The following is a 24,282-nucleotide window of genomic DNA, read 5'->3' on the forward strand; positions in this document are numbered from 1 at the left end:
CTGCTCCGCCCCGGCTGCCGGCATACTTATGGATCGATCCTAATCCTCGTCGTCGCCCTCGGCCTGCGCGTCGCGACGCCAATAGGCCGTTACCAGGTGCCGGTCGCGGCCCAGGCCCCACTCCTTGCGCACGATCTTGCGGATCTCGCGGAAGTCGGTGAACTCGCATCCGGCCCAGACGTAGAGGCTATCGGCAAGCGCCATGTGGCTGCGCTCGCGCAGGGCGGCCGCCAGCAGGCCGGCGGTGCCGGCCGCGCGGTCGTGCCGGTAAAGCCAGGTGATTTCGATGTTGTCGCCTTGCGCCAGCGCGATGCGGTCGTCCGGGCCATCGACCTCGATGAGCGCCTCGACGCGGGTTGACGGCCGCAGTTCCTCCAGAATCCGGCCAATTGCCGGCAGCGCTGTGTCGTCGCCGACCAGCAGCAGGGTCGGCGCCGTCGGCGTCTCGCCGCCGCTTGGCCCGATCATGCCGATGACGTCTCCCGCCACCGCGTTCTGCGCGAATGTGGCGGCGGGCGTGTCATAGCCGGGGTGCAGCACGAAATCGACATCGAGCCAACCGCTTGTCGGATCCACCGCCCGGATCGTGTAGATGCGCACGGTGAGCGCATCCTCACCGGCAGGCCACACAAGCAGGCCGTCGGCGCCCATCGAGGGCCAAACGGGCGGCCTGCCCCGCGGCGGCAGCAGCAGCCGGATGTGCAGGCCGCCATGAGTAAACCGGCCAAGATCATCGCCTGCAAAGCGCAGGCGCTGCATATGCGGAGAAATCCGCGTTGACGACACAACCGTGATTTCGCGGAAGAAGAGTGGGGTGCCGGTGTCGCTGCCGTCGCCTTGCCAGCGCAGTCCGCTCGTCGTTCCAAGGTGCTGCGCGACGTGGCCGGCGACCGTCATCTTCATGTAGGACAGGCAGGTTTCGTCTACGGCCGAGACGCGGATCAGCATGGAGTCGCCCTCGAGTGCCGCGCTCAGCGAACCGTAGTACAGGCGAAGTTCCCATCGATCGGCAACACCGGTCTCGACCTCGAATTCGCTGTGCTCGGTGCGCAGCCGGTCCATCACCGACCTGATCGCCGCATCGCTGATCCGGGTTTGCGCTCGCAGTTGGTCCATCGTTCGCGTCTTTCGAAACGGTTTGAAGCAATCGGCCGCAGGAGGGCCGCGCCGGCAGCGGCATGCCATAGACGTTCCGAAGTTTCCACAGAAACTTGAATACATAGGTCATCTTATATATTGAACCGCTACGTCCCGTTGGCGGCCAGGTCCGGCCTCGGCCTGTTGGAAGGGCACGCACGTCGGCGACGACGTCAGACGGAACGTGGCCCGGCACGCGCCCGACTGTCGGCATGGCTTTCGGTACGGCTTGCCTCCGGCTGGCCGCTCCTGTATGAAAACCGCCATGAACACGCGCGCCACCACCGCTTCCCGTCAGACCGGCTTTGCCGGCGAGACCGTGCGCGCGCTTGCCTCGACGCTGCTTCTTCTCGGCCTTATCGGCGATCGCCGGGTTCGCTGAAGGAGCGCCCGGCGGTCGAGCCGCCGCGCAAGCGCATGCTCCTTGGCAGTCACATCAAGCGAACGAAAAACTGGTAAAGGCGCCACTCGCCACCCATCCGCCTGAAGGCGGATTCGAGGGTCGCCGGGAGAAACGACGATGAACGCACGAGAAGAAATCCGCGTAAGCGAGGCCCCGGCGGGCCAGCAGAACGGCGGCATGCCGGACGCCGCCCGCAAGTACCAACCCTACCCAATCGTCGGCCTCACCGACCGGACCTGGCCCTCGAAAGTGATCGACAAGACGCCAATCTGGTGCTCGGTCGACCTGCGCGACGGCAACCAGGCGCTGATCGACCCGATGGGCCACGAACGCAAGGCGCGCATGTTCGCGCTGCTGCTCGACATGGGTTTCAAGGAGATCGAGATCGGTTTCCCTTCGGCCTCGCAGACCGATTTCGACTTCGCCCGCTGGTGCATCGAAGAGGGCAGCGTACCGGCCGACGTTTCGCTGCAGGTGCTGGTGCAGTGCCGGCCCGAACTGATCACCCGCACCTTCGAAGCGCTCAGAGGCGCCACCAACCCGATCGTGCATTTCTACAATTCGACCAGCGAGTTGCAGCGCCGCGTCGTCTTCGAGAAGGACGTTGCCGGCATCAAGCGCATCGCCACCGATGCCGCCAAGATGATCACCGACATGGCAGCGAGTGCCGGCGGCGGCTACCGTTTCGAATACTCGCCCGAAAGCTTCACCGGCACCGAGCTCGAAGTCGCGCTGGAGATCTGCAACGCGGTCACCGAGATCGTGAAGCCGACGCCTGACAACAAACTCATCATCAACCTGCCGTCGACCGTCGAGATGTCGACGCCCAATATCTATGCCGACCGCATCGAGTGGATGTGCCGCAATCTCGACAGGCGCGAGAACCTGATCATTTCGCTGCACCCGCATAATGACCGTGGCACCGGCGTCGCCACCACCGAGCTCGGCCTGATGGCCGGCGCCGATCGCGTCGAAGGCACGCTGTTCGGCAATGGCGAGCGCACCGGCAATGTCGACATCGTCACGCTGGCGCTCAACATGTACACGCAAGGCGTCGATCCGAAGCTGGACTGCTCCGACATCAACCGGATGAAGGATGTCTACGAATATTCGAACCAGCTGAAGATTCCCGAGCGCCATCCCTATGTGGGCGAACTCGTCTACACCGCCTTTTCCGGCTCGCACCAGGATGCCATCAACAAGGGTATGAAGGCGCTGAAGAAGGCCAACACGCCAGTGTGGGAGGTTCCCTATCTGCCGATTGACCCGGCCGACGTCGGCCGCAGCTACGAAGCCATCATCCGCATCAACTCGCAGTCCGGCAAGGGCGGCATCGCCTATGTGCTGCAGGCGGATTACGGGCTCAACCTGCCGCGCAACCTGCAGATCGAGTTTAGCCAGGCAATCCAGGCGATCACCGATGCCGAAGGCAAGGAAGTGCCGGCCAGGCGCATCTATGAGCGCTTCCTCGATACCTATGTCGACCAGCCGGGCGCCAGGCTGAAATTCCTCGATCACCACACCTATCCGGACACCGAGGTAAAGGGCCGGCGCGTTGTCGAGGCGGTCATTATCGACGACGGCAAGGAGATGACGATATTAGGCACAGGCACAGGCCCGATCGACGGCTTCGTCGATGCGCTGTCGCGCCATGTCGGCGTCGATATGTCGGTGCTCGACTATTCCGAGCACTCGATGCAGCGCGGTTCGAACGCCTCGGCCATTTCCTATGTCGAGATGGAACATCCTGACGGCAAGCTGTTCGGCGCAGGCATCAACACCAACATCGTCGCTGCCTCGCTGGAGGCCGTGGTGTCCGCCGCCAACCGGATTATCGGCAAAAGAGCCGGTTGATACAGGCCTGGAACGAATTCGGGACCATCGTCGTTTAGCGATTGGTCCCGACTTTTGTGTCATTAACCACCGGGAAATTATCCGGTGTGGTACGCGATCGCATAATACGTGTATGCTTGTACGGTGGTGCGGTAACGATATGATCGCGCCTCAACCTGTGCCGACTTCGAGAGGATCGACACTTGCAGCATGCCACGCCTGCCGCCCCCGCAGTGCGCGAGACACTGGAGCGACTGCTTGCCAGCGAAACGTTCGGGAGATCCGAGCGCGCGCGCAAATTGCTTCGCTATCTCGTCGAGCGCGAGCAGGCCGGGGAAGCCGACAGGCTCAAGGGCTTTTCCATCGCCATGGATGTTTTCGGCAAGGACGGCGATTTCGATCCGTCCACCGATGCCGTCGTGCGGGTGCAGGCGGGCCGCCTGCGCGAACTGCTGCAACATTATTTCGCCAATGAAGGCATTGCCGAGCCGGTCCGCATAGCCATTCCGCGCGGCGGTTACGTCCCGGCCTACGAACTCAATGCCATCCGCCTGCCGCAAGCAGCGGAAGCCGCCAGTCACGCAGAGCCGACAGCCAGCCTGCCCGAACAGTCCGGTGCCGCCGATGATGCCGCACCCATGGCGGCCTTGCTCGGCCAGGTTCCTGCGGCGGGCCTCTCGGTGACGCGCCATCTCAGGTTCTTCTGGATCGCGATCGCCGTGGTTATCGCCATGTTGGGCGTTCTGATCCTGCGCCAGGGCGGCGGTGCCTTGCTGGCGGGAGGCGACATCCCGGCAACGTTCGAGACCGCCGGCGAAACCGGCAGCATCACGCCGTCGCCCATGGTCGAAGCGCTGCCGCTCGTCTACATCGCCCTCAGGGCCAACACTCCCAATGCCAGTCGCGTCGCCGCATCGCTGCGTGCCGGCCTGAGCGGCTTTGACACGATCGACTTCATCGGTCGCAACACCGTCAACAAAGCCGATCCGGTCGCCGATGCGACGAGTTTCATTTTCGATATCCTGCCTGGACCAGACGCGGGCGACGTTACCATCGAACTGCAAAGCTTGGCGTCCGGACGGGTGCTGTTGTCGCGCAACCTGACCGCCGCCGACAGCGCACCAACCGTAGTCGAGGATCGCATATCCGGCATTCTCAGTGCGGCACTTCCCGCTTCTGGCACCATCTACAATTACATCGAGCAGTCCGGCGCGGAGACCGGCCTGACGCAGTGCCTGCTGCTCAACGACAAATACTATCTCGACCAGAACGCCAGGACTCACGAGACCGCCTATCGTTGCCTCGAAGCCCTTGCCAACAGTGGCGCGAAATCGTCACTGGTTTATTCGGAACTCGCCTCATTGCATTTGGAGGCCGTGACCGACCACTACGCCTACCCGCCGGACGCAACGATCGAGAAGGCGATGACGTTTGCCCATCGCGCCGTGCAGATGGGGCCGACCAGCCCGTACGCACATCGCTCCTACGGCTACATCAATTCGCGCCTCGGCAATGCCGACGAGGCCCTGCGATGGATGCGCAAGGCCCATGATCTTAACCCCTACGATCTCGCCATGGCCGCCGCCTATGGCTACGGGCTGGTTTTCGCCGGCCGGTACGCCGAAGGAACACCTCTTCTGGCGCATGCCGTGGATGCCTCGAGCGGCCACCCGACCTGGTGGGACTTTGGGCTTTTCGCCGGAGAATTAATGCTGGGCGATACCAGCAAGGCAGCGATAGCCAGCAGCGCTCTGAGAACCACTGCGGCGAAATCGCACTATCTCGCCGCCCGTCTGATCGGCGCCAAGATCGCCGGTCGGGACAACCAGGCACGCAGGCTGCTTGATGAGCTGATAACCGAATTTCCGAAATTCGCCGCCAATCCGCGCGCAACCTTCATCGACAGAAAATATCCCGCCGATCTGACCGAGCGGCTGGTCGACGCCTTGCGTGCCGCCGGGCTCTTCAACGCGAGCTAGATGTGAGCCATTCCAGGGCAGCTAGTGCCGGGTTCCCTTCCGGAGTTGCGTGAAAATGAGGACTTCAAGCGGACAGCGAGTCCATCGAATAATGAAAGGCCCAAAAGCGTTTCGCGTCGAAACGGATTCATGCGACACGCCTTAGGTCTTTTTGCTCGTGCGTGTCGTTCGCCCAAATCGAGGTCGCTTTTGGGAGCGGCATCCACCAGCAGCCGGCTCGCTGTTCGGCCAATCGCCTAATCGCGAAAATTTTACTGGCGAATGCTCTGGACTAGGAGCAATTCAGCCACATTTCCATCGCGCCTTCTCGAATAAAGCCTCAATCTTTCATGACTTCATCACTTTATGCCGACGAACGGGGTGTGGGTTCGAAGACCATCGTCCTGCTGCATGGTTTTGGCGGCAGCCACGATGTCTGGCGCGAGGTGATCTCCTTGCTGCCGCCTTCCGTACGCACATTGGCCTATGATCTGCCGGGACACGGCCTGTCGCTCGACTTTCCGTCGGCCGGACCGGCCAAGGTCGCGGCAAACGCCATCCTTGCCGACCTCTCCGCACGCGCGATCAAGCGCGTCCACCTCGTCGGCCATTCGATGGGCGGCGCGGTTGCAGCGCTGATGGCGTTGGCGGAGCCGGCAAAAGTCGCCTCGCTGACGCTCCTGGCGCCGGGCGGTTTTGGCCCCGAAATCAATGGACCGTTGTTGCGCCGCTTTGCCCGCGCGCAGGACCTGGCCGAAGTCCAGGCCTGCCTCGCCGAAATGTCCGGCCCTCGAGCCGCGCCCTCGCGTCGCATGGCCGAATTGCTGTGCGAAATGCGCGGCCGCCCCGGACAAACCGAAAAGCTCGTCGAGATCGCGGCCGCCATGACCAGGAGCGATCGACAGGGCGTCATCCCGCGCGAGCGGCTCGATGCGCTGAACATGCCGGTGATGGTGGCGTGGGGATCGGATGACGCCGTTCTACCCTTTACCCAAGTGGATGACCCGCCGGAGCGCTTCCATGTGCACCATGTGCTGGAGGCCGGCCATATGCTGGCCGAGGAAGCGCCCGACCTGATCGCCGAGATCATTCGCCGCAACAGCAATCGCCGCGTCGGGCCGCAACGGGTGAAACTGTCCGCCGCGGCCAGCTGACTTCTTCCGTCTGCGCCGCCAACGGCGACCCTTGATGCATTGATCTCGCCAGTGCATTTTGCCGGCGGCTGTGTTAACTCCATGTTAACCAAACCCGCGAGGCCACGCCCATGAAGGATGCAGGCGAAAAGATCATCGACCCGTCGAGAAAATTGTCCGATGCCATTCGCGATGTAAAGAATGCCTTTGCCGATCGCGACGACGTCGTCGTCGACATGCGCGAGGCGCATCGCATGCGGCTCGACCTTCTTGCCACCGAACTCGCGCCCGTTTTTGCCGACGTTCCCGCCGACATGGACAGTTTCGACTTCGTCGTCTCGTCCGGTCTGCAGCCGCGCCTGTGGATCGACGCCGTCAGCCATGTCGCCATGGGGCGCGACCGCCGCACCTACCGTTTCCTGAAGGACACCCGCATCGGCCGTGTGGTGCTGGCCGAATCGAGCGAGATGAAGCCGGTTGCCGATTCCGTGACGCGCTATGTCGCCGAGCGGATCGTCGAACGTCAGAGAATGATGGAGGGTGGCGTCGAGGCTGCCGTTCCCGGGATGAAGCGGCACGTGGTGCCGGAAGCCGAGCCGCCTTTGCGATCGCCACCGCGCAGCAAGGGCTGGTCGGCCGTCCTGTCCGGCCTTGGCCTGATCGCCGCAGGCGCGCTGGTGGGACTGGCGGTTTCGATCGTGCTGTTCTGGGACCGTATCGTGGCGCTGGGGCTCAGCTTGCGGCCATAGCCGGTTGCGCCCCGAGCTCGAGCGTCTGCAGATCCGAAGGTGGTATCGCCGGCCCCGTCAAGCCGCGCCGCGTCAGGCGGATGCGCCAATCGCCTTTTTCACCGTCTATGTCGAACAGATTGTACTGCGCCGCCGGAGGCTTGCCGCCGGGAGCCTGGCCGGCCGCGGCGACGCCAACCACCGGGACCTTGGCGTCGCGCGGGCCGATCTGAAACAGCGACGGCAGATGTGAATGGCCATGCAGGACGAGCTCGGCACCGTGCCGGCGAATGATTTTGTGGAAGCGGGCGATGCCGAACAGCCGCTTGTGCTGCGGGACGGCGCCCCGCACCGGCGGATGATGGATCATGATCGCACGGAACAATCCTTGCTTCGCCGTCGCATCGAGTATTTTGCGCAGCCGCTCGGCCTGGCCTTCCATGAAGAAGCCGTTGGCCATGAAGGGTGCCGTGGCACGCGCCGTGGTGATGCCGATCAACGCGACATTGCCGCGCACGCGCAGATAGGGAAACGAATTGCGATCGACCGGACTGTTGACGCCGTCGCCCGTCATCCATGCCGCCCAGGACCGGCACACCTTGTCGAAGGCGCCAGGCACATAGGCATCGTGATTTCCCGGCACCACCGACACGTCATGCGGCGAGCCGAGCGTCTCCAGCCAGTGCTTGGCCATCTCGATCTCGCCGTCGAGTGCCAGGTTGACGAGGTCCCCGGTGACCGCGAGGTGATCGGGCGCGCTGGCCTTGATATCGGCCACGATGGTGTCGATCACCGCATCGTGCATGTGCCGGCGACGGTTGCGCTGCCAGTTGACGTAGCCCAGCACCCGCTTGGAGGCGAGATCGCGATAGGTTACTTCAGGGAGTGGCCCCAAATGGATATCGGAAATATGTGCGAGCCTGAACATTTCTCCTTCATAGGCGACGCGCACGCGGCTTTCCACCCACGGTTTCGCGACTGATGACGACCGATCCCGAGAGCACTTTGCGCCAGACCGGCTGGCCGGGGCTGCGAGCCAGGCTGTTCCATCTCTACTTCGTGCTGCGGCGGCCAATGACGCTTGGCGTGCGCGGGCTCATCCACGAAACGGCCTCCAACTCCCTCTTCCTCATCCGCCACACCTATGTGCCGGGCTGGCAGCTTCCCGGTGGCGGAGTCGAGATCGGCGAGACGATGGCCGAAGCGCTGGCGCGCGAACTGGCGGAAGAGGGCAATATCACGCTGACCGCTCCGCCGGTGCTGCGCTCGATGCATTTCAACCGCCGCGCCAGCCGCCGCGACCATGTCGGCCTGTACCTGATCGAAAAATTCAGCCAGGCGGCCCCGAAACTGCCGGACCGCGAGATCGCCGAGGCCGGTTTCTTTCCGCTCGACCGTTTGCCCCAGGGTACGACCCCGGCAACGCTGCGGCGCATCGCCGAGGTTTTTGGCGGGAAGCCGCCATCACCCTATTGGTAGTTCAGGCAGCCGCCTTGGCGAACCGTGCCCTGTCATGCCCCGCGCCGTAGTCAATTTCCGGCCCCACAGGCACTATACGCGTCGGGTTGATCGTTTCGTGGCTGCCGTAATAGTGCGACTTGATATGATTGAGGTTCACCGTGCCGGCTATGCCAGGCACCTGGTAAAGATCGCGCAGATAGTTCGACAGGTTGGGATAGTCGGCGATGCGGCGCCGATTGCATTTGAAATGGCCGACATAGACCGGGTCGAAGCGCACCAGCGTGGTGAACAGCCGCCAGTCGGCTTCGGTGATCCGCTCGCCGACGAGATAGCGCTGATTCGACAGCCGATGCTCCAGCGTGTCGAGCGCGGCGAACAACTCCCCGAACGCTTGCTCGTAGGCGGCCTGCGTGGTGGCGAAGCCAGCGCGATAGACGCCGTTGTTGATGGCAGGATAGACCAGTGCATTGACCGCGTCGATCTCGCCGCGTAGCGCCTGCGGATAGAAGTCGAGGTTGGCGTCACCCCAAGCGTCGAAAACTGAATTCAGCATCCGGATGATTTCGGAGGATTCGTTGGAGACGATGGTCTCATCCCTTTTATCCCACAGCACCGGCACCGTGACCCGGCCGGAATAGTTAGGGTCGGCCCTGGTGTAGATCTGGTGCAGGAAGTCCAGGCCATAGAGCGTGTCACCTGTGGCTCCGTCCTGCGCCAGGAACGCCCAGCCATCGGCGCCCATGAAATGATGGACGACCGACACGGAGATGATGCCTTCAAGCTTCTTCAGCGCCCGGAAGATCAGCGTTCGGTGCGCCCAGGGACAGGCAAGCGAGACATAGAGGTGATAGCGACCGGGCTCCGCCTTGAAGCCGCGGCCGCGGCCGCGGCCTTCGGCAGGCGCCCCGTCACGAGTGATCCAGTCGCGCCATTGCGACTGCGCCCGCACGAATTTGCCGCCGCTGCCTTTGGTGTCGTACCAGCGGTCCTGCCATTTGCCTTCGACCAGCAATCCCATCGCTTGTCCTTTCCTGTCTAGGACATCATGTAGGGCTCCAAGTCGTTGCATGGAATCGCCGGGCGCTGAACAGATCGTCAAGCACGTCGCGGCGCCCGTTGCTCTCTACCTGCAAAACCGCCGATTGCAGCGGCGGGAAATTGATGCTAGCGGACACTCCGCATGTTCGATTTTGCTTTGATCCGGTTCGACCGACGACGAAAGGGCGCCCACGCTTGATAAAGCGCTGATTGGCGAATGCTGCCGTTTGCAGCAAACCTTTCCTCCTGTACCGGAACGCAAAGACCATGAGCCTTGCCGACGTAGAATACCTGCCGGAAACTCCGGCGCACGACCCTCAGATCGAAGCCATCAATGACGAAGCCTTCGGGCCCGGCCGTTTTGTGCTGGCCGCCTACAAGATCCGCGAGGCCGGCGGGCATGAACGCGCGCTGTCCTTCGTCGCCATGGACGGCGATCTCGTGGTCGCATCAGTTCGCATGACCCGCATCGCCGCAGGCGCCGGACGCGCGCTGATGCTCGGGCCGCTCGCGGTGCGGCCAGCCTTCAAGAATCTCGGCATCGGCCGCCGGCTGGTGGCGATCGCGCTGGAAGCGGCCGCCAAGGCCCGAGCGCCCGCCGTCATGCTGGTCGGCGACGAGCCCTATTATGGACCGCTCGGCTTCAAGCGTATCCCGCGCGGCCAGATATCGATGCCACGCCCCGTCGATCTCGACAGGCTGCTGTCGCACGAGATCATGCCGGGCGCGGTTGCAAGGCTCACGGGCGAGGTCTGCCATGCCGACCAGGCCAGGGTCGCCGAGCACTTTGCCGCGATGGCTTGACCATTCGCGCCGATTGCGCGCCTGATCCACGCCTGACTCTCATGTGAAAGGATGACGCCATGAATCCAAACGGCGAGGTCGCGGTTGTTACCGGCGGCGGCTCCGGCCTTGGCGAGGCGACGGCGCGCGCGCTGGCCGCCAGGGGCGCCCGCGTCGCCATCTTGGATGTCGGCGTCGATCGGGCGGCCAAGGTGGCGGCCGAGATCGGCGGCATCGCCGTCCAATGCGATGTCGGCAGCGCCGACAGCGGTGTTGCCGCGCTTGCCGAGGTCGCGGCCAAGCTGGGCGAACCGCGCATCCTGGTCAATTGCGCCGGCATTGCCATCGGCGTGAAGACGATCGGCAAGGATGGTCCCCATCCGCTCGATCAGTACCGCAAGGTGATCGAAGTCAATCTGATCGGCACTTTCAACATGATCCGCCTCGTCGCCGACGGCGCCGCGAAGCTCGACCCGCTGCAGGGCGGCGAGCGCGGCGTCGTCGTCAACACCGCATCCGTCGCCGCCTATGACGGCCAGATCGGCCAGGCCGCGTATTCGGCATCAAAGGGCGGGGTCGTCGGCATGACGCTGCCGGTGGCGCGCGATCTTGCCCGTTCCGGCATCCGGGTCTGCACCATCGCACCCGGCATATTCAGGACGCCGATGATGGCCGGCATGCCGCAGGAGGTGCAGGATTCGCTGGGCGCCGCGGTGCCCTTCCCCTCGCGCCTCGGCGAGCCGTCGGAATATGCGGCCCTTGCCTTGCACATCATCGAGAACCAGATGCTCAACGGCGAGACCATTCGTCTCGATGGCGCCATTCGCATGGCTCCGAAGTAGCACTTGCCAGCCTGGCGCCATCGTCTGATAAGTGGAATAGCCAAATCAACTTAGCAGGGCGAGCATTTTGGCCGATCGAACGAAGGACGTGATCCGCGAGACCGACGCCGAGGCGATCCGGCAGGCCAAGACACTCATGCGCCGCGCCCGCTTCGGCGCCTTGGCGGTGTTGGAGCCGCAAACGGGTTCGCCGCTGGCGAGTCGGGTCGGCGTCGCCACCGACATCGACGGCACGCCGCTGATCCTGGTGTCGCAGCTTTCGGCCCATACGCCCGCCATACTTGCGGACCCGCGCTGTTCGCTGCTGCTCGGCGAGCCGGGCAAGGGCGACCCGCTCGCGCATCCCCGGTTGACGCTGATCTGCCGGGCAGCGCGGATCGAGCGCGGATCGGACGCGCATGCACGCGCCGAACGCCGCTATCTCAACCACAATCCGAAGGCCAGCCTCTATGCCGGCCTCGGCGACTTTTCGATCTTTCGTCTCGAACCGCAGCGCGCCAGCCTGAACGGCGGCTTCGGCAAGGCCTACCTGCTTGATCGCACCGATCTCATCACCGACGGGCCGATCGTCGAGGAACTGGCGGCCAGCGAGCAATCCGCGATCGACCACATGAATGCGGACCATCTCGACGCCGTCGCCCTCTACGCGCATCATTTTGCCCGGGCATCCGGCGACGGCTGGGTCATCGCCGGGTTCGATGCCGACGGCATGGATCTGGCCTCTGGCGACGATGCCGGCAGGGTCTTCTTTCCGCAGCCCTTGGTCACAGCGCATGAGTTGAGGCACGTCTTGGTCGACATGGCCAAGAGCGGCCGGGCGGCAACGTCGCCAAATAACCGCACTTAAATTACGTTTGATCAAAAGCAACGCTTGAGATTTGAATGAAATGTTCTACCCTTTGGCTGTGGCGCTGACTCGTTGGCGACCATTCACAACTGAGTTTATGGATTCAGGCACCATTGCCCCCATGGTGCCTCGATGAGCAAAGAGCATGGGGGATCGATGATCTCGACAAAGCTAATCGCCAACGCTGGATCGGCGGCCGAATTTCTGATGCTGATGGGCAATGAAAAACGGCTTTTGATCATGAGTTATCTGATCGACGGTGAAATGTCGGTCGGAGCCATCGCCGAGAAGGTGATGCTCAGCCAGTCCGCCCTGTCGCAGCATTTGGCAAAGTTGCGGGCGCTGGACCTTGTGGACACCCGCCGCGACCGCCAGATGATTTACTACTCCTGCAAATCCGACGCCGTGCGCGAACTGCTTGCCACGCTCGACGGCATTTTCGGCAGCGGCAAGGATGATCTGTCCCAGATGGCACAAAGGCTGCGCCGCGCCGGAACTTGAACGGCTGGTCGCGTAAACGTTTACGCCACCAGCGGCCTTCGGCAATGTGCGTCCATCCCGGGCGCGCAAAATACACTTTGACACTGCCTCCGCGCATCATGTTCTTGGCAACCGATTCCGATTGTCAGCCGAGGCTCAGATGATCCTTGTCCACATCGACGATCCGCGGGATCCGCGCGTCGCCGCCTATCTCGACATCCGCGAGCGTGACCTCGCCGGCCGACAGGGCCGCTTCATTGCCGAGGGCAAGGTCGTGCTCGACATGCTACTGTCGGCCGCTCGCTTCCGTGCCGAATCGGCGCTGGTTCTGGAGAACCGCTTGGCCGGCCTCGAAGAAATCCTGCACAAGGCATCTCCTGACCTGCCGGTCTATGTCGCCGCCGGGGCTGTGATGGATGCCATTGCCGGGTTTCACATGCATCGCGGCATTCTTGCCATTGGTCGCAAGGAGACGCCCCAGCTGGCCGAGGCCCTGCTGGACGGCTTGCCTGCCCGAGCATTGATCGTGGTGCTCGTGGGCATCGCCAACCATGACAACATGGGCTCGATTTTCCGCAACGCCGCCGCGTTCGGCGCCAACGCGATCCTTTTGGATGCGACCTGCTGCGATCCGCTCTATCGCAAGGCGATCCGCGTTTCGGTCGGCGCGGCCTTGAAGGTCCCGTTCGCCTCGTTCAGCGACACCGCGCGGTTCGCCGCGACGCTCGACCGGCGTGGCTTTACCCAATTTGCGCTGTCGCCGCGCGGGACATCAGACATACGCGATGCAAAACCGGCCGAACGCCTGGCACTCTACCTCGGGACTGAGGGCCAAGGCCTGCCCGAAAGCCTGCTCGCCCGTCTCAATACTGTTCGGATCAACATGTCGGAAGGCTTCGACAGCCTGAACGTCGCGGCGGCATCCGCCATCGCCCTGCATCATTTCTGCGCCGGCGGTGCCTGAATTCAATCTGCCGCAGCCGCCTTCTGTAATGCCCGCACGCGGTCGGCAAGGCTGCGGCCGCCGCTGTTCGGACGCGCATCCTGCTGCGCCTCCAGCGCCTTGGCGATCGGCGATCCCGGCCCTTCGAGCTTGGCTGTCAAGTTGACGACTTCCGCCGCCAGGTCATTCATCTGTTCGCGCAACATGGAACTTGCGTGGCGTGTATCGCCCTGCGGGCTGGCGGCCTCGGCAGCGGACAGATCCGCCTTCAGCCGCTTGTTCTCGCGTGCCAGTGCCGTCAGTCTGGCCTCCAGCCGCTCACGGTCGGCGTCGAGCCTGGCGATCGCCGTTTCGACGTCGTCGCGCCTGTCCGCCTGTACCTGCCCGCCGATCAACCGCAAGGCCGAGGCGCCGTCCCCGGCCTTCGCTTTTTCGCGCTGCCGCGCCAGATCTTTCTCGCGGCGTTCGAGCTTCTCCTCTCGGTCGGCAAGCGCGGCGAGCAACCGTTCGACTTTCTTGTCCAGTTCGGCGGTTTTTTTCCTCTCGGCCTTCAGCGCCTCACGCGCGGCCTTGCTTTCGGCCGCGATCTCCTGGTTGCGCCTGTCCGCCTCCTTGCGCTGGCCGCGCAGCAGCGCGATATCGCTGGCGAGCTTCTGCAACTCGGATTCGCGCGCCACAAGTTCGATCTGGCGGCTGCTGGAGGAGAAGCTGGCGTCGTCATACATGCGTTCCAGCTTCTCAAGCTCAAGCGCGCGCTTCTCCAGTTTGCGTTCGGTCTCCTTGAGCCGCTCGGACAGCCGGTGCAGTTCATCCTCGCGCTGGTGCAGCGCCGCGTTCTTGGCGGCCAGTTCATCGAGCACCTGGTTCTTGTCCATGCGCTCCAGCGCCAGCCCCTTCAGGGCCTCGCGGCCGCGATTGATCTCGATGAGCTGCTCGGTCGATTTCTCGCGCAGCGCCTTGACGTTCATCTCGAGGCGGCGCGTCGCCATGGCGAACTCCGCCCGGATCCGGTCCTTGTCGGCCCCGATTTCGGCTTGCGTCAGCGGGATCGAGGCTTCGATGCGTTTGCGCGTCAGAGCGACCGCCCGCCGCCAGATGGCCGGAGCCACCATCAGCGCCAGAAAGCCGGCGCAGAGAAAGCCGAGAGCAAAGAACAGGACCGACTGAACCAAGTGACTATCCGTTATCGCGCGCCGACATGCAACAATACGAGGATCAAAAGCCGGTCGCGACCTTTGACCGCTACTCTGTTGGCATGACGGAAATCCGGCGCTGCGGCAAGGGCTCGCCGCGGCGCATATGGGTCATCGGATCTGGATTCTTATCGAAGCGTATACACATTCCGGTCGTGACCTCGGGTCAGAACGGATTCCACGTCGCCCGTTCGGTAAGCTTCAGGTAGCCGAGATTGACGCCGAGCCGGGCGCCGACGCCGGTGCGGATCGGCACCAGCAGCACATTGTTGTTCTTCAGCACATTGAATCCGACGCCCGCCACCACATAGGCCGAGCCGGCGACGCCGCCATAACGGTTGTAGAGATTGCCGACGTCATCGAGATTATAGACGAGCATCATCACCCGCGATCCCTCGCCGCCGAAATCCCAGCCGAGCGACGGGCCTTGCCAGAACACTTTATGGTCGCCGGCATTCTTGGTGTAGAGCGTGCCTTCGCCATAGGTCAGGCCGCCGATCAGCGCGCCGGATCCCTCCTCGCCAAGCAGATAGCCATTGGGCAAGCCATAGGAAGCAAAAATCTTCTCCACGACTGTGGCAAGGCCGCCCGATGTCGCGCCGAAGAACTTGTGACCGGAATCGACAATCTCCTGAGCGGTGTACTCCTGGGCCCGCAGGGCCGATGTCGAGAAGACGAGAACGCCCAGGAGCGTGATCGCCATTGAGAGGACACGGAGAAAACTCCGGCCGTAGAATCGGGAAAACATGCTTCCAATCTCCGTCAGGGAGCACTTTCGCCGACGCCTCGCACCCGTACGGCTCTTTAGGCGGCCGTTAAGGATGGCTGTTAGGGGCAAACTATGCCGTAATCCTTTTTCAACCATTAAACTCGCACATGAAGATGGCGGTTCGAAGGCTGTTGGGGTCGTTCATACAGGCAAGCAGCCTGCGTGAACGCGCCATAGGCCCCAACGGCGATTTTGGGTTTGTTGCTGCACGCACGGGCGCTGTGTATTCAGAAAGCCTGGGAAGAGAGCGTGATTCGTATGGGCAGGCGACGATCGATCGCGCGGCCATGATTTATGGGATTTTGCAGGGATTTTCGCCGATGTCCGATCTTTTCACCCTTTCCGCACCCGATCTGGCGGCACTTTTGTGCAGCCGGGTCTGCCACGACATCATCTCGCCTGTCGGCGCGATCAACAACGGGCTTGAACTGCTCGATGAAGGCGGCGCCGACGAGGACGCCATGAAGCTGATCCGCCAGAGCGCCCGCAACGCCTCGGCGCGCCTGCAGTTCGCCCGCATCGCCTTCGGCGCGGCTGGTTCCGCCGGCATGCTGATCGACACCGGCGATGCCGAAGCCGTCGCTATCGCCTTCCTCAAGAATGAGAAGCCGGAACTCATCTGGAATGGAACCCGTGCACTGTTGCCCAAAAACAAGGTCAAGCTGCTGCTCAACCTGATCCTGGTCGCCAACGCCGCCATTCCACGCGGCGGCAAGCTTTCGGTGACGCTGGAGAATCTCGAGACCGAGCCTCGCTTCGCGCTTTCGGCGAGCGGCCCCATGTTGCGGGTGCCGCCGAAATTCCTCGAACTGCATTCCGGCCACAAGCCGGAGGAACCGATCGACGCGCATTCGGTGCAGCCTTACTATACGCTGCTTCTGGCGCGGGAGGCCAACATGACGATATCGATCCATGCGACCGCGGAAGAGATCGTGCTTTCGGCGGCCTGAGATCCGCACAAACCAGCAGCAAAGTATTTCAGCTCTGTAATATTGGTTGAATGGACCTGCGGACGGAAGATCAACTTCGCCTGACAGCGCGGGCCAAAGCATCTGCAAGGAAAAGCTTGCAAACCGGCATGTTTGCAAAAATTTTACCTAATGGCTTTTCGGCTTCTTTACCAGATCGGCCTATGCTGTGCGGCAGATACCCCGACGCGACCGGATTGCCACAAGGCAAAGAGGACCCGGAAATGAAACGCTGCATGTTCGTCGACGATTCTAGCGTCATCAGGAAAGTTGCGAAGCGCATCCTGGGCGGTTCCGACATGATGGTCATCGAAGCCGCCAGCGGGCTTGACGCGCTGGAGATGTGCGCCGCCGATATGCCTGATATCATCGTCGTCGACGGTGCACTGCCGGATGTACAGGCGGTCGACCTGATCCGGCGCGTGCGCGCCATGGAAAGCCCGACCAAGCCGCAGATCCTGATCTCGCTGGTCGAACTGGACATCGCCTCGATCATGCGAGCCAAACGCGCCGGCGCCCAAGGCTATCTGTTGAAGCCGTTCAACCGCCCGCAGCTACTCGAGCGTTTTCGCACCCTGAAGATCGCTGCCTGATCCATCGGACCGCGGTTACCACCGGTCTATGACGCAAAAACCCGGCTGACGCCGGGTTTTTGTTTGGAATTTCGATCGGGCAGCCGTCGCTCAGGCGCTGACGCGGATGTCTTCCGGTTCGCGCAGCACATAGCCGCGGCCCCAGACCGTCTCGATGTAATTCTGGCCGCCGGACGCCGCATCGAGCTTCTTGCGCAGCTTGCAGATGAAGACGTCGATGATCTTCAGTTCCGGCTCGTCCATGCCGCCATAGAGGTGGTTGAGGAACATTTCCTTGGTGAGCGTGGTGCCCTTGCGCAGCGAGAGCAGCTCCAGCATCTGGTATTCCTTGCCGGTAAGGTGCACGCGCTGGCCGCCGACTTCGACGGTCTTGGCATCGAGATTGACCACCAGGTCGCCGGTGGTGATGACCGATTGGGCATGTCCCTTCGAACGGCGCACGATGGCATGGATGCGCGCCACCAGCTCGTCCTTGTGGAAAGGCTTGGTCATGTAATCGTCTGCGCCGAAGCCGAGGCCGCGCACCTTGTCCTCGATGCCGGCCATGCCGGAAAGGATGAGGATCGGCGTCTTCACCTTGGAGAGACGAAGCGTTCTCAAGACCTCGTAGCCGGACATATCGGGTAGGTTGAGGTCGAGAAGGATGATGTCGTAGTCGTAGAGCTTGCCCAGATCGACACCCTCTTCGCCGAGGTCGGTCGTATAGACGTTGAAGCTTTCCGATTTCAGCATCAGCTCGATGCTTTGTGCGGTTGCACTGTCATCTTCTATCAGCAGAACACGCATTTCATTCCCCTTTTCTGCTGCCGGACCATCTTGCGACCCATCCGGGACCGGAGCAGTGATTGCCTGGTGCAGAGGCTGCCATGGAATGGTTAACAAAACCTAATTCCGCGTCGATGACGGTACCAGATTTTTTAACCACTTTCTACACCCTCTTGAATTTAATGACGAATCACAGGACCAAACCGCTAATGCAACACATTAAAAACCTGGACTAAGTGACTCCAGGGACTCATCGACATCGCTTCCATGTCGCCAGCCGGATTTTTACCCGGCCTTAAGTCCTGACCCGTATGATTAACAATGCCCGTAAACGAATGGTTACCGTCGGCAAAAAACTTTAGGGTTTTGTTTCCCATAGTGCGGGGAAAGCCGGTGGACACGGGCAGCGCTTGGGCCTTTCCAAGTGGTTTGGACGATATGTGCAGGTGTGCGTTTCCGGGAGTACCGAATCATGAAGTCACGTGAAAACCTCGTTCGGCTGAAACAGTTTCAGGTGAATGAGAAGCGGCGGCAGCTGCTGCAGCTCGACATGATGATCGCCGAATTCGAACGCATGGCCGCCGAGCTGGAGCTTCAGATCAGCGCCGAGGAAAAGAAGGCCGGTATCACCGACATCAATCATTTCGCCTATCCGACCTTCGCCAAGGCGGCCCGTTTGCGCCGCGACAACCTCAGAAATTCGCAAGGCGACCTCGCCCAGCAGCGAAGCGCCGCCGAATCATTACTCGGCGAAGCTGAAGCGGAGCTTTCCAAGGCGGAAATGCTCGAATCGCGCGACACCAAGATTCGCGAGGCCGAAACTGGCGGTCGTAGCGCGATGATCGGCTGAACCGCCCGATATCCGCGTCTTTGAGCACGTCCAAGCGGGCGCGCAACGCATTGGGCGAGCGCTAAACGGCCCACTCCCCTTCATTCACGGCCGCAGCTCGCGCCCGGGCCTCCTTGATGTCGGGAACGTGTTGTTCCGACCAGGATCTGATCTGGTTGAGCAATCCCGCCAGATTCTGGCCAAGTTCGGTCAATTCATATTCGACCCGAGGCGGGACGACCGCGAACACCTCGCGCCGCACCAGGCCGTCGCGCTCGAGCACGCGCAACGTCTGCGTCAGCATCTTCGGCGTAATGCCTTCGAGCTTGCGGGCAAGCTCGCCATTGCGCTGCCGGCCTTGGCGCAGCGCACAAACAACCAGGTAAACCCACTTGCTGGCCAGCGTCTCCAGCACCGTGTGCGAGGGACAGGTCCGCCGGAATGCATCATAGCCGTAGGGGGAGTCGAGATCACTATCCATACGGTGCCTATATATCAAAAAGGTATATACTGGACAAGAGACTATTACTCTCCAAATGATAGTGGGACCGATCAATCAGGAGAAATCTTATGCGTGCCATTATCCAGAATTCCGTCGGCGGACCCGATGTCCTTGTCATCGCCGAGCGCCCGGCGCCCTCGCCCAACGCCGGCGAAGTGCTGGTCCGCATCAAGGCGGCCGGGATCAATCCGGTCGATGGCGCCGTGCGCGCCGGCTATTACCCGCTGCTCGGCGAACCACCCTTCATCCTCGGCTGGGACCTTTCGGGAACCGTCGAGGCGCTGGGGCCTGGTGTCAGCGGCCTGAATCCAGGTGACGCGGTGTTCGGCATGCCGCGCTTCCCAAAGCAGGCGGCAGCCTATGCCGAACTGGCCGCGGTGCCCGCCGATGAAATCGCGCGCAAGCCCGCGCACGCCGATTACGTCCAGGCAGGCGCATTGCCGCTGGCCGGCCTCACCGCCTGGCAAGGCCTCGTGCGTCATGGCGCGATAAAAGCCGGCCAGCGCGTGCTGGTCCACGCCGGGGCCGGCGGCGTCGGCCATCTGGCGGTGCAGGTCGCCAAGGCGGGCGGCGCCTGGGTTGCCGCCACCGCCAGCACGGAAAAATTGGATTTCGTCCACAAGCTCGGCGCCGACGAGGTCATCGACTACACCAAGGATGATTTTACCGACAAGGCGAAGGACATCGACCTGGTGCTCGAGACGGTGGGCGGCGAGCACGCCCATCAATCGTTGAAGGTGCTCAGGGACGGCGGCGTGCTGGTGTCACTGCTCGACATCAGCGACAAGACCAGGGCGGATGCCAAGGCGCGAAGCATCCGCGTCGAACGCATGTCCGTTGTTCCCGACCGCGAAGGCCTGCTGGAACTTGGCAGGCTCGTCGATGCGGGAAAGCTTACCGTGCATGTGGCAAAGACCTTCCCGCTAGAACAGGCCGGCGCCGCGCACGCTTTCCTCGCCAGCAAGCCGGTCGGCAAGGTGGTGCTGACGGTCTGAAACGCGCAAATGCTGTCAAGAAACCAAAAGGGCGCGAACTTCGCGCCCTTTTGCAGATTCTTGAGCGTCAGTGCCGGTATTGCTGGATGCGCGTCGTGCGCAGCCCGGCGAGGCCGTATTCGTCGATCGAGGCCTGCCAGGACAGGAACTCCTCGGTGGTCAGCTTGTAGCGCTGGCATGCCTCCTCGAGGCTCAAAAGCCCGCCGCGCACCGCTGCAACCACTTCCGCCTTGCGCCGGATAACCCAGCGACGTGTATTCGTCGGCGGCAGATCGGCAATTGTGAGAGGGCTGCCGTCAGGCCCGATAACATATTTGACTCGCGGTCTAACCAGATCGGTCATCGTACTCTCTACAAAAAACTCAAAGACCCAATCCCCACCACGTTACCGCCACAGCTTTAAAAATTGCCTAAGCAGACCCTAACAGCTAGGTAATGATCATGAACGCCGCGTTAGTCTTTTCGCAAACATTTGAAATATCTGCCGGGAAGTTCCGGATTCGCTCGAAAAATCTGCGCGGTCACCGGGCCGGCAGTTGCCCGCCGATCGGTTCCCGCAAGCTGGCGCAGCCGCCAAGCTTGACCTATATTCGCGTCATTGGCATGCAAGCGCCGCGCAGAACGAAAGAACCATGAACAGCCTCGATCTTCCCGGACGTCCCGAAAACACCCGTATCGTCGTCGCCATGTCGGGCGGCGTCGATTCGTCCGTCGTCGCGGGTCTCTTGAAGCGCGAGGGTTATGATGTCGTCGGCGTCACCTTGCAGCTTTACGATCATGGCGCCGCGACGCACCGGGCCGGGTCCTGCTGTGCCGGGCAGGATATCGATGACGCCCGCCGCGTTTCCGAGACGCTCGGCATTCCGCATTATGTGCTCGACTACGAAGAGCGCTTCCGCAAGGCGGTCATCGATCCCTTCGCTGAGAGCTATGTCGCCGGCGAGACGCCGATCCCTTGCGTTTCCTGCAACCAGACGGTGAAGTTCGCTGATCTGCTGGCCACCGCCAAGGATCTCGGCGCCGACGCGCTGGCCACGGGCCACTACATTCGCTCCGGCGCCAATGGCGCCCATCGCGCGCTCTATAGGCCGGTCGACGCCGATCGCGACCAGAGCTATTTCCTCTTCGCCACCACGCAGGCGCAGATAGATTATCTGCGCTTTCCGCTCGGCGGCCTGCCGAAGCCGCAGGTTCGCGCCATTGCCGAGGAGATGGGCCTGACGGTAGCCGCCAAGCAGGACAGCCAGGACATCTGCTTCGTGCCCCAGGGCAAATATTCCGACATCATTGCCAAGCTGAAGCCGACGGCCGCCAATCCGGGTGACATCGTCCATATCGACGGCCGGGTGCTCGGCCGCCATGAAGGCATTCTGCGCTACACCATCGGCCAGCGCCGCGGCATCGGCGTGGCCTCCGGCGAGCCGCTCTATGTCGTCCATCTCGACGCCGAGCGCGCCCGTGTCGTGGTCGGGCCGCGCGAAGCGCTGGAGACGCACAAGATCTACCTGCGCAACATGAACTGGCTTGGTGACGGCGCGCTGGCCGACATGCCCGCGGGCGGGCTGGAACTGTTCGCCAAGGTTCGCTCGACCAGGCCGCCACGCCCGGCGATGCTGCGTCACGAGGCGGGCGTCACATCGGTCGAATTGGCCGATGGCGAGTCCGGTATCGCGCCTGGACAGGCTTGCGTGCTCTATTCCGACGACGGCAACGAGGCCCGCGTGTTCGGCGGCGGCTTCATCGAACGCTCCGAGCGCGGCGCCGAGGCCGAGGCGATGTTGAGCCGACTTGCCGCGTCACCGGCGCAGGTTCCCGCCGAGTAGGCAACGATCTCTCCGCCGCGACGCGGCCCGATCTTCTTCAGGGATTGGATTTGGTGTGCGTGACCGTACCCGCGGTCAGGATGCGCAGCACCCGGATTGCCTCCTCGCCGCTGGTGCGCGGTTCGGCCCGCGTTTCGATGCAATGGATGAAGTGCTCGAGTTCGCGCGTCAGCGGCATGCCTTGGCCAACCGCGACATAGGAGGGCTCATTGGTGGTGAACGCCCATTGGCCGCTGTCCTGCCAGACCGCGTGGCGATAGACGGCGAGCTTGCGCTCCCATGGTTCGACATCGTCGAAGACAGCCATCGCCTTGGTGCCGACCACGGTCAGCCGCCGTTCGCGGTAAGGGTTCAGCCGCGAGGCGAAGAGATGGCTGCGCAAACCGTTGGGAAAGCGCATGTGCAGATGCGCGAAGTCGCTGAGATTGTCGAGCAGCGCCGCCCCTTCGCCGCGCACCTCGATCGGTTCGGTGCCGGTGATGGCCAGGATCATCGACAGGTCATGCGGCGCCAGGTCCCATAGCGCATCGTTCTCGGTGTGGAATTTGCCGAGGCCGAGCCGGTGCGAATGGATGTAGCGGACCTCGCCGAGCTCGCCCTTGTCGATGAGCGCCTTCAGCGTCTCGAACGCGGGATGGAAGCGCAAGACGTGGCCGACCATGAAGACGCGGCCCTTGTCTTTCGCCGCCTGCACCGAGCGCTCGGCATCGGCAACCGTCAACGCGATCGGCTTCTCCACCAGCACGTCCTTGCCGCTTTCGGTGGCGCGCACCGCCATCTCGGCATGAAATTGCGGCGGCAGCGCCATGACGATGGCGTCGATGTCATTGCGGACGAACAACTGGTCCGGTTCGATCGCGAGGCAGTCCTGTTCGCTTGCAAAGCCTTCGGCGCGGGCACGGTTGGCGTCGGAGACCGCGTGCAGCGCGCCGAGCGCCTTGAGGGTGCGGATGTGGTTGGAGCCCCAGTATCCGCAACCGAGGACTGCAATGCGCGGCTTCATCTGTTCTCAAACTCTAAAAACTCGTGGCCGAGACATAGCGACGTGCCTCTTCGAACTCAACCCCGGCGGCTGCAACCAATTATCGGCGCGGCAAAGCTTTTCGGCAGCGAGAATAAGCGCCCCTGCCGAGCGGTTCGAAGCTTGACAGGCTCACCCTCCCAACCTTATATCCGCGCGACCTTGGCGAACGCCTCGAAATGCCTTGTGATTTAAGGCAGATTTCGGGCCTTTCGCCGCCCTGGCGGGGTAGCTCAGTTGGTTAGAGCACGGGAATCATAATCCTGGGGTCGGGGGTTCAAGTCCCTCTCCCGCTACCACCTCTCACCTGTGTACGGCCCGGAGACATAGGTAACAGAGTGTACCTAAGACATGGGTGACAACCTGAACGGGTTGGACAGGCCCACGCTGATGCGGGTCGCGTGGGGAGGAACGTCTACACCTCTTCCGTCTCGAGCACGAATGTCCCAGTGGGGATGCGGTTGGTGATCATGGCGCGGATGCCGGCATCGATGGCGGGGTCAGTTTCGTCGAATAGGCCGCAGGCCTGCAGCGCCTTGCGCTGGTCGACGGAGCGGCCGAGATATTCCAGAAGCACGACCGAGGCCGCTGGTCTCCGCCCTCGTAAAAGGGGCATGCCCGTCTGGATGCCGACCAGATAGGCGACGCTCGTCTGGTAGCTCGGATAGAGGATCACCTGGGTGATGCTGGTCTTGAGCAGGGTTTCGGATTCGAGCGCGAATATGCGATCGCCGAGCAGCAGCAGGGCGGCCGAATATTTCGAGGTCTTCACGCCATATTTGCCGAAATGGACGAGCCTTTCCATGCATTTCCAGAAATAGCGGCCTTCCTTTTCATAGATCACGACCAGGCATTTGATGATCTTGCCGGCATAGCCGAACGAGTAGAAATAGCGGAAATAGTAGCCGACATAGCGCCCGAGATCGCCGGAACGCTGATAGAGCTGCTCCATATGCACCAGCATGTCCGACGGCGCGTGGACGCCGAGCGGGCGGCGGCGCAGGCCGACGATCTCGGCAAAGCGCTGCTGGTCCATCAAAAGCTCGCCTTCGCTCACGCCGAAGAAATCGCAGATCTTGCGCATGTTGCGGCGGGACGGCCAGGTCTGGCCGCTCAGATATTTGTTGAACTGCTGGCGGTTGATCTGCAGGCGTCGGCACACGGCGGCTATCGACGGATAATAGCTGCACAGGAAGGCGAGGTTCTGGGGAAGCGGTTCGGTCTGCATGACCTAATGC

At 62.5% G+C, this 24,282-nt stretch carries 26 protein-coding genes and 1 tRNA gene; 17 read left to right on the top strand and 10 right to left on the bottom strand.

What is annotated here, in order from left to right:
* Positions 1-39 precede the first annotated feature (39 nt).
* Complete coding sequence (locus FJ953_RS10290) at positions 40-1,116, bottom strand: siderophore-interacting protein (RefSeq protein WP_140496086.1); 1,077 nt, start codon at positions 1,114-1,116, stop codon at positions 40-42.
* Between the two features lie 541 nt (positions 1,117-1,657).
* On the opposite strand from FJ953_RS10290, the gene leuA reads away from it, so the two are divergent.
* From leuA to FJ953_RS10315, 4 genes are all read left to right on the top strand, one after another.
* Positions 1,658-3,394: a 2-isopropylmalate synthase gene (leuA, locus tag FJ953_RS10300; protein ID WP_140624202.1), complete on the top strand. Its 1,737-nt coding sequence runs from the start codon at positions 1,658-1,660 to the stop codon at positions 3,392-3,394.
* Positions 3,395-3,576: 182 nt separating this feature from the next.
* Positions 3,577-5,352: a hypothetical protein gene (locus tag FJ953_RS10305; protein ID WP_140524941.1), complete on the top strand. Its 1,776-nt coding sequence runs from the start codon at positions 3,577-3,579 to the stop codon at positions 5,350-5,352.
* A gap of 329 nt (positions 5,353-5,681) precedes the next feature.
* The gene (locus tag FJ953_RS10310) at positions 5,682-6,485 is read left to right on the top strand and encodes an alpha/beta fold hydrolase (protein ID WP_140518309.1); all 804 of its coding nucleotides are present in this window, start codon (positions 5,682-5,684) and stop codon (positions 6,483-6,485) included.
* A 110-nt stretch (positions 6,486-6,595) separates the two neighbouring features.
* Positions 6,596-7,213: a hypothetical protein gene (locus tag FJ953_RS10315; RefSeq protein ID WP_140496090.1), complete on the top strand. Its 618-nt coding sequence runs from the start codon at positions 6,596-6,598 to the stop codon at positions 7,211-7,213.
* Here the strand turns inward: FJ953_RS10315 and FJ953_RS10320 are convergent.
* Entirely contained in the window at positions 7,197-8,120 is a 924-nt protein-coding gene (locus FJ953_RS10320) for a metallophosphoesterase (protein ID WP_140496091.1), read from the bottom strand. The two genes, FJ953_RS10315 and FJ953_RS10320, sit on opposite strands and share 17 nt — an antisense overlap.
* Before the next feature lie 53 nt (positions 8,121-8,173).
* Here FJ953_RS10320 and FJ953_RS10325 point away from each other — a divergent pair, with 53 nt between their 5' ends.
* Positions 8,174-8,671, top strand: a complete 498-nt coding sequence (locus tag FJ953_RS10325; protein ID WP_140556147.1) for an NUDIX domain-containing protein — start codon at positions 8,174-8,176, stop codon at positions 8,669-8,671.
* A gap of 1 nt (position 8,672) precedes the next feature.
* Here FJ953_RS10325 and FJ953_RS10330 read toward each other — a convergent pair whose 3' ends face one another.
* Positions 8,673-9,671: a glutathione S-transferase family protein gene (locus tag FJ953_RS10330; protein WP_140624204.1), complete on the bottom strand. Its 999-nt coding sequence runs from the start codon at positions 9,669-9,671 to the stop codon at positions 8,673-8,675.
* A gap of 287 nt (positions 9,672-9,958) precedes the next feature.
* Here FJ953_RS10330 and FJ953_RS10335 point away from each other — a divergent pair, with 287 nt between their 5' ends.
* From FJ953_RS10335 to FJ953_RS10355, 5 genes are all read left to right on the top strand, one after another.
* Complete coding sequence (locus FJ953_RS10335) at positions 9,959-10,495, top strand: N-acetyltransferase (protein ID WP_140496094.1); 537 nt, start codon at positions 9,959-9,961, stop codon at positions 10,493-10,495.
* 59 nt (positions 10,496-10,554) lie between these two features.
* Complete coding sequence (locus FJ953_RS10340) at positions 10,555-11,316, top strand: 3-hydroxyacyl-CoA dehydrogenase (RefSeq protein ID WP_140556150.1); 762 nt, start codon at positions 10,555-10,557, stop codon at positions 11,314-11,316.
* Between the two features lie 67 nt (positions 11,317-11,383).
* Positions 11,384-12,163 (top strand): HugZ family protein, encoded by a 780-nt coding sequence (locus FJ953_RS10345; RefSeq protein WP_140582207.1) that lies wholly within the window; start codon positions 11,384-11,386, stop codon positions 12,161-12,163.
* A 156-nt stretch (positions 12,164-12,319) separates the two neighbouring features.
* Positions 12,320-12,664, top strand: a complete 345-nt coding sequence (locus tag FJ953_RS10350) for a metalloregulator ArsR/SmtB family transcription factor (RefSeq protein ID WP_140496438.1) — start codon at positions 12,320-12,322, stop codon at positions 12,662-12,664.
* A gap of 139 nt (positions 12,665-12,803) precedes the next feature.
* Positions 12,804-13,607 carry an RNA methyltransferase gene (locus tag FJ953_RS10355; RefSeq protein WP_140524945.1) on the top strand — a complete coding sequence of 268 codons (804 nt, stop codon included), beginning with the start codon at positions 12,804-12,806 and terminating at the stop codon, positions 13,605-13,607.
* A gap of 2 nt (positions 13,608-13,609) precedes the next feature.
* Here the strand turns inward: FJ953_RS10355 and FJ953_RS10360 are convergent, their stop codons facing one another.
* Both FJ953_RS10360 and FJ953_RS10365 read right to left on the bottom strand, forming a co-directional pair.
* The gene (locus FJ953_RS10360) at positions 13,610-14,758 is read right to left on the bottom strand and encodes a hypothetical protein (protein WP_140496098.1); all 1,149 of its coding nucleotides are present in this window, start codon (positions 14,756-14,758) and stop codon (positions 13,610-13,612) included.
* 187 nt (positions 14,759-14,945) lie between these two features.
* The gene (locus tag FJ953_RS10365; protein WP_224704666.1) at positions 14,946-15,482 is read right to left on the bottom strand and encodes an EipA family protein; all 537 of its coding nucleotides are present in this window, start codon (positions 15,480-15,482) and stop codon (positions 14,946-14,948) included.
* Positions 15,483-15,868: 386 nt separating this feature from the next.
* Between FJ953_RS10365 and FJ953_RS10370 the strand changes: the two genes are divergently transcribed.
* Together FJ953_RS10370 and FJ953_RS10375 are read left to right on the top strand one after the other, a co-directional pair.
* A complete protein-coding gene (locus FJ953_RS10370) occupies positions 15,869-16,498 on the top strand; it encodes a histidine phosphotransferase family protein (protein ID WP_140564027.1) in 630 nt (209 codons plus the stop codon).
* Positions 16,499-16,740: 242 nt separating this feature from the next.
* Entirely contained in the window at positions 16,741-17,109 is a 369-nt protein-coding gene (locus FJ953_RS10375; RefSeq protein ID WP_140496100.1) for a response regulator, read from the top strand.
* A 90-nt stretch (positions 17,110-17,199) separates the two neighbouring features.
* Here FJ953_RS10375 and ctrA read toward each other — a convergent pair whose 3' ends face one another.
* Entirely contained in the window at positions 17,200-17,895 is a 696-nt protein-coding gene (gene ctrA / locus FJ953_RS10380) for a cell cycle two-component system response regulator CtrA (RefSeq protein WP_006203583.1), read from the bottom strand.
* Between the two features lie 451 nt (positions 17,896-18,346).
* Here ctrA and FJ953_RS10385 point away from each other — a divergent pair, with 451 nt between their 5' ends.
* Positions 18,347-18,724: a flagellar export protein FliJ gene (locus FJ953_RS10385; RefSeq protein WP_140496101.1), complete on the top strand. Its 378-nt coding sequence runs from the start codon at positions 18,347-18,349 to the stop codon at positions 18,722-18,724.
* Positions 18,725-18,785: 61 nt separating this feature from the next.
* Here the strand turns inward: FJ953_RS10385 and FJ953_RS10390 are convergent, their stop codons facing one another.
* Positions 18,786-19,184: a helix-turn-helix domain-containing protein gene (locus FJ953_RS10390; protein ID WP_140496102.1), complete on the bottom strand. Its 399-nt coding sequence runs from the start codon at positions 19,182-19,184 to the stop codon at positions 18,786-18,788.
* An 89-nt stretch (positions 19,185-19,273) separates the two neighbouring features.
* Here FJ953_RS10390 and FJ953_RS10395 point away from each other — a divergent pair, with 89 nt between their 5' ends.
* Positions 19,274-20,200, top strand: coding sequence for an NADP-dependent oxidoreductase (locus FJ953_RS10395; RefSeq protein WP_140518054.1), 927 nt, complete (start codon positions 19,274-19,276; stop codon positions 20,198-20,200).
* Between the two features lie 67 nt (positions 20,201-20,267).
* Here FJ953_RS10395 and FJ953_RS10400 read toward each other — a convergent pair whose 3' ends face one another.
* On the bottom strand, positions 20,268-20,543 hold the full coding sequence (locus tag FJ953_RS10400; RefSeq protein ID WP_006203587.1) for a DUF1153 domain-containing protein: 276 nt from the start codon (positions 20,541-20,543) through the stop codon (positions 20,268-20,270).
* Between the two features lie 98 nt (positions 20,544-20,641).
* Between FJ953_RS10400 and FJ953_RS10405 the strand changes: the two genes are divergently transcribed.
* Entirely contained in the window at positions 20,642-20,836 is a 195-nt protein-coding gene (locus FJ953_RS10405; RefSeq protein WP_140518053.1) for a hypothetical protein, read from the top strand.
* A complete protein-coding gene (gene mnmA, locus FJ953_RS10410) occupies positions 20,833-22,023 on the top strand; it encodes a tRNA 2-thiouridine(34) synthase MnmA (protein ID WP_140496104.1) in 1,191 nt (396 codons plus the stop codon). The genes FJ953_RS10405 and mnmA overlap by 4 nt, the downstream gene beginning before the upstream one ends.
* A gap of 37 nt (positions 22,024-22,060) precedes the next feature.
* Here the strand turns inward: mnmA and FJ953_RS10415 are convergent, their stop codons facing one another.
* Complete coding sequence (locus FJ953_RS10415) at positions 22,061-23,026, bottom strand: Gfo/Idh/MocA family oxidoreductase (RefSeq protein WP_140496105.1); 966 nt, start codon at positions 23,024-23,026, stop codon at positions 22,061-22,063.
* Positions 23,027-23,266: 240 nt separating this feature from the next.
* On the opposite strand from FJ953_RS10415, the gene FJ953_RS10420 reads away from it, so the two are divergent.
* Positions 23,267-23,343, top strand: a tRNA-Met gene (locus FJ953_RS10420).
* A gap of 116 nt (positions 23,344-23,459) precedes the next feature.
* Here the strand turns inward: FJ953_RS10420 and FJ953_RS10425 are convergent.
* A complete protein-coding gene (locus FJ953_RS10425) occupies positions 23,460-24,272 on the bottom strand; it encodes a helix-turn-helix transcriptional regulator (protein WP_140518024.1) in 813 nt (270 codons plus the stop codon).
* Between the last annotated feature and the right edge of the window lie 10 nt (positions 24,273-24,282).

It is taken from the genome of Mesorhizobium sp. B2-3-6 (genome assembly GCF_006442305.1).
Lineage (GTDB): Bacteria > Pseudomonadota > Alphaproteobacteria > Rhizobiales > Rhizobiaceae > Mesorhizobium.

What these genes read in the sequence shown, in the direction of transcription:
- FJ953_RS10290 (WP_140496086.1), bottom strand. Translation starts at nt 1,116, where the DNA reads ATGGACCAACTGCGAGCGCAAACCCGGATCAGCGATGCGGCGATCAGG.
- leuA (WP_140624202.1), top strand. Translation starts at nt 1,658, where the DNA reads ATGAACGCACGAGAAGAAATCCGCGTAAGCGAGGCCCCGGCGGGCCAG.
- FJ953_RS10310 (WP_140518309.1), top strand. Translation starts at nt 5,682, where the DNA reads ATGACTTCATCACTTTATGCCGACGAACGGGGTGTGGGTTCGAAGACC.
- FJ953_RS10315 (WP_140496090.1), top strand. Translation starts at nt 6,596, where the DNA reads ATGAAGGATGCAGGCGAAAAGATCATCGACCCGTCGAGAAAATTGTCC.
- FJ953_RS10320 (WP_140496091.1), bottom strand. Translation starts at nt 8,120, where the DNA reads ATGTTCAGGCTCGCACATATTTCCGATATCCATTTGGGGCCACTCCCT.
- FJ953_RS10325 (WP_140556147.1), top strand. Translation starts at nt 8,174, where the DNA reads ATGACGACCGATCCCGAGAGCACTTTGCGCCAGACCGGCTGGCCGGGG.
- FJ953_RS10330 (WP_140624204.1), bottom strand. Translation starts at nt 9,671, where the DNA reads ATGGGATTGCTGGTCGAAGGCAAATGGCAGGACCGCTGGTACGACACC.
- FJ953_RS10335 (WP_140496094.1), top strand. Translation starts at nt 9,959, where the DNA reads ATGAGCCTTGCCGACGTAGAATACCTGCCGGAAACTCCGGCGCACGAC.
- FJ953_RS10340 (WP_140556150.1), top strand. Translation starts at nt 10,555, where the DNA reads ATGAATCCAAACGGCGAGGTCGCGGTTGTTACCGGCGGCGGCTCCGGC.
- FJ953_RS10350 (WP_140496438.1), top strand. Translation starts at nt 12,320, where the DNA reads ATGATCTCGACAAAGCTAATCGCCAACGCTGGATCGGCGGCCGAATTT.
- FJ953_RS10355 (WP_140524945.1), top strand. Translation starts at nt 12,804, where the DNA reads ATGATCCTTGTCCACATCGACGATCCGCGGGATCCGCGCGTCGCCGCC.
- FJ953_RS10365 (WP_224704666.1), bottom strand. Translation starts at nt 15,482, where the DNA reads ATGGCGATCACGCTCCTGGGCGTTCTCGTCTTCTCGACATCGGCCCTG.
- FJ953_RS10370 (WP_140564027.1), top strand. Translation starts at nt 15,869, where the DNA reads ATGTCCGATCTTTTCACCCTTTCCGCACCCGATCTGGCGGCACTTTTG.
- FJ953_RS10375 (WP_140496100.1), top strand. Translation starts at nt 16,741, where the DNA reads ATGAAACGCTGCATGTTCGTCGACGATTCTAGCGTCATCAGGAAAGTT.
- ctrA (WP_006203583.1), bottom strand. Translation starts at nt 17,895, where the DNA reads ATGCGTGTTCTGCTGATAGAAGATGACAGTGCAACCGCACAAAGCATC.
- FJ953_RS10385 (WP_140496101.1), top strand. Translation starts at nt 18,347, where the DNA reads ATGAAGTCACGTGAAAACCTCGTTCGGCTGAAACAGTTTCAGGTGAAT.
- FJ953_RS10390 (WP_140496102.1), bottom strand. Translation starts at nt 19,184, where the DNA reads ATGGATAGTGATCTCGACTCCCCCTACGGCTATGATGCATTCCGGCGG.
- FJ953_RS10395 (WP_140518054.1), top strand. Translation starts at nt 19,274, where the DNA reads ATGCGTGCCATTATCCAGAATTCCGTCGGCGGACCCGATGTCCTTGTC.
- FJ953_RS10400 (WP_006203587.1), bottom strand. Translation starts at nt 20,543, where the DNA reads ATGACCGATCTGGTTAGACCGCGAGTCAAATATGTTATCGGGCCTGAC.
- FJ953_RS10405 (WP_140518053.1), top strand. Translation starts at nt 20,642, where the DNA reads ATGAACGCCGCGTTAGTCTTTTCGCAAACATTTGAAATATCTGCCGGG.
- mnmA (WP_140496104.1), top strand. Translation starts at nt 20,833, where the DNA reads ATGAACAGCCTCGATCTTCCCGGACGTCCCGAAAACACCCGTATCGTC.
- FJ953_RS10415 (WP_140496105.1), bottom strand. Translation starts at nt 23,026, where the DNA reads ATGAAGCCGCGCATTGCAGTCCTCGGTTGCGGATACTGGGGCTCCAAC.
- FJ953_RS10425 (WP_140518024.1), bottom strand. Translation starts at nt 24,272, where the DNA reads ATGCAGACCGAACCGCTTCCCCAGAACCTCGCCTTCCTGTGCAGCTAT.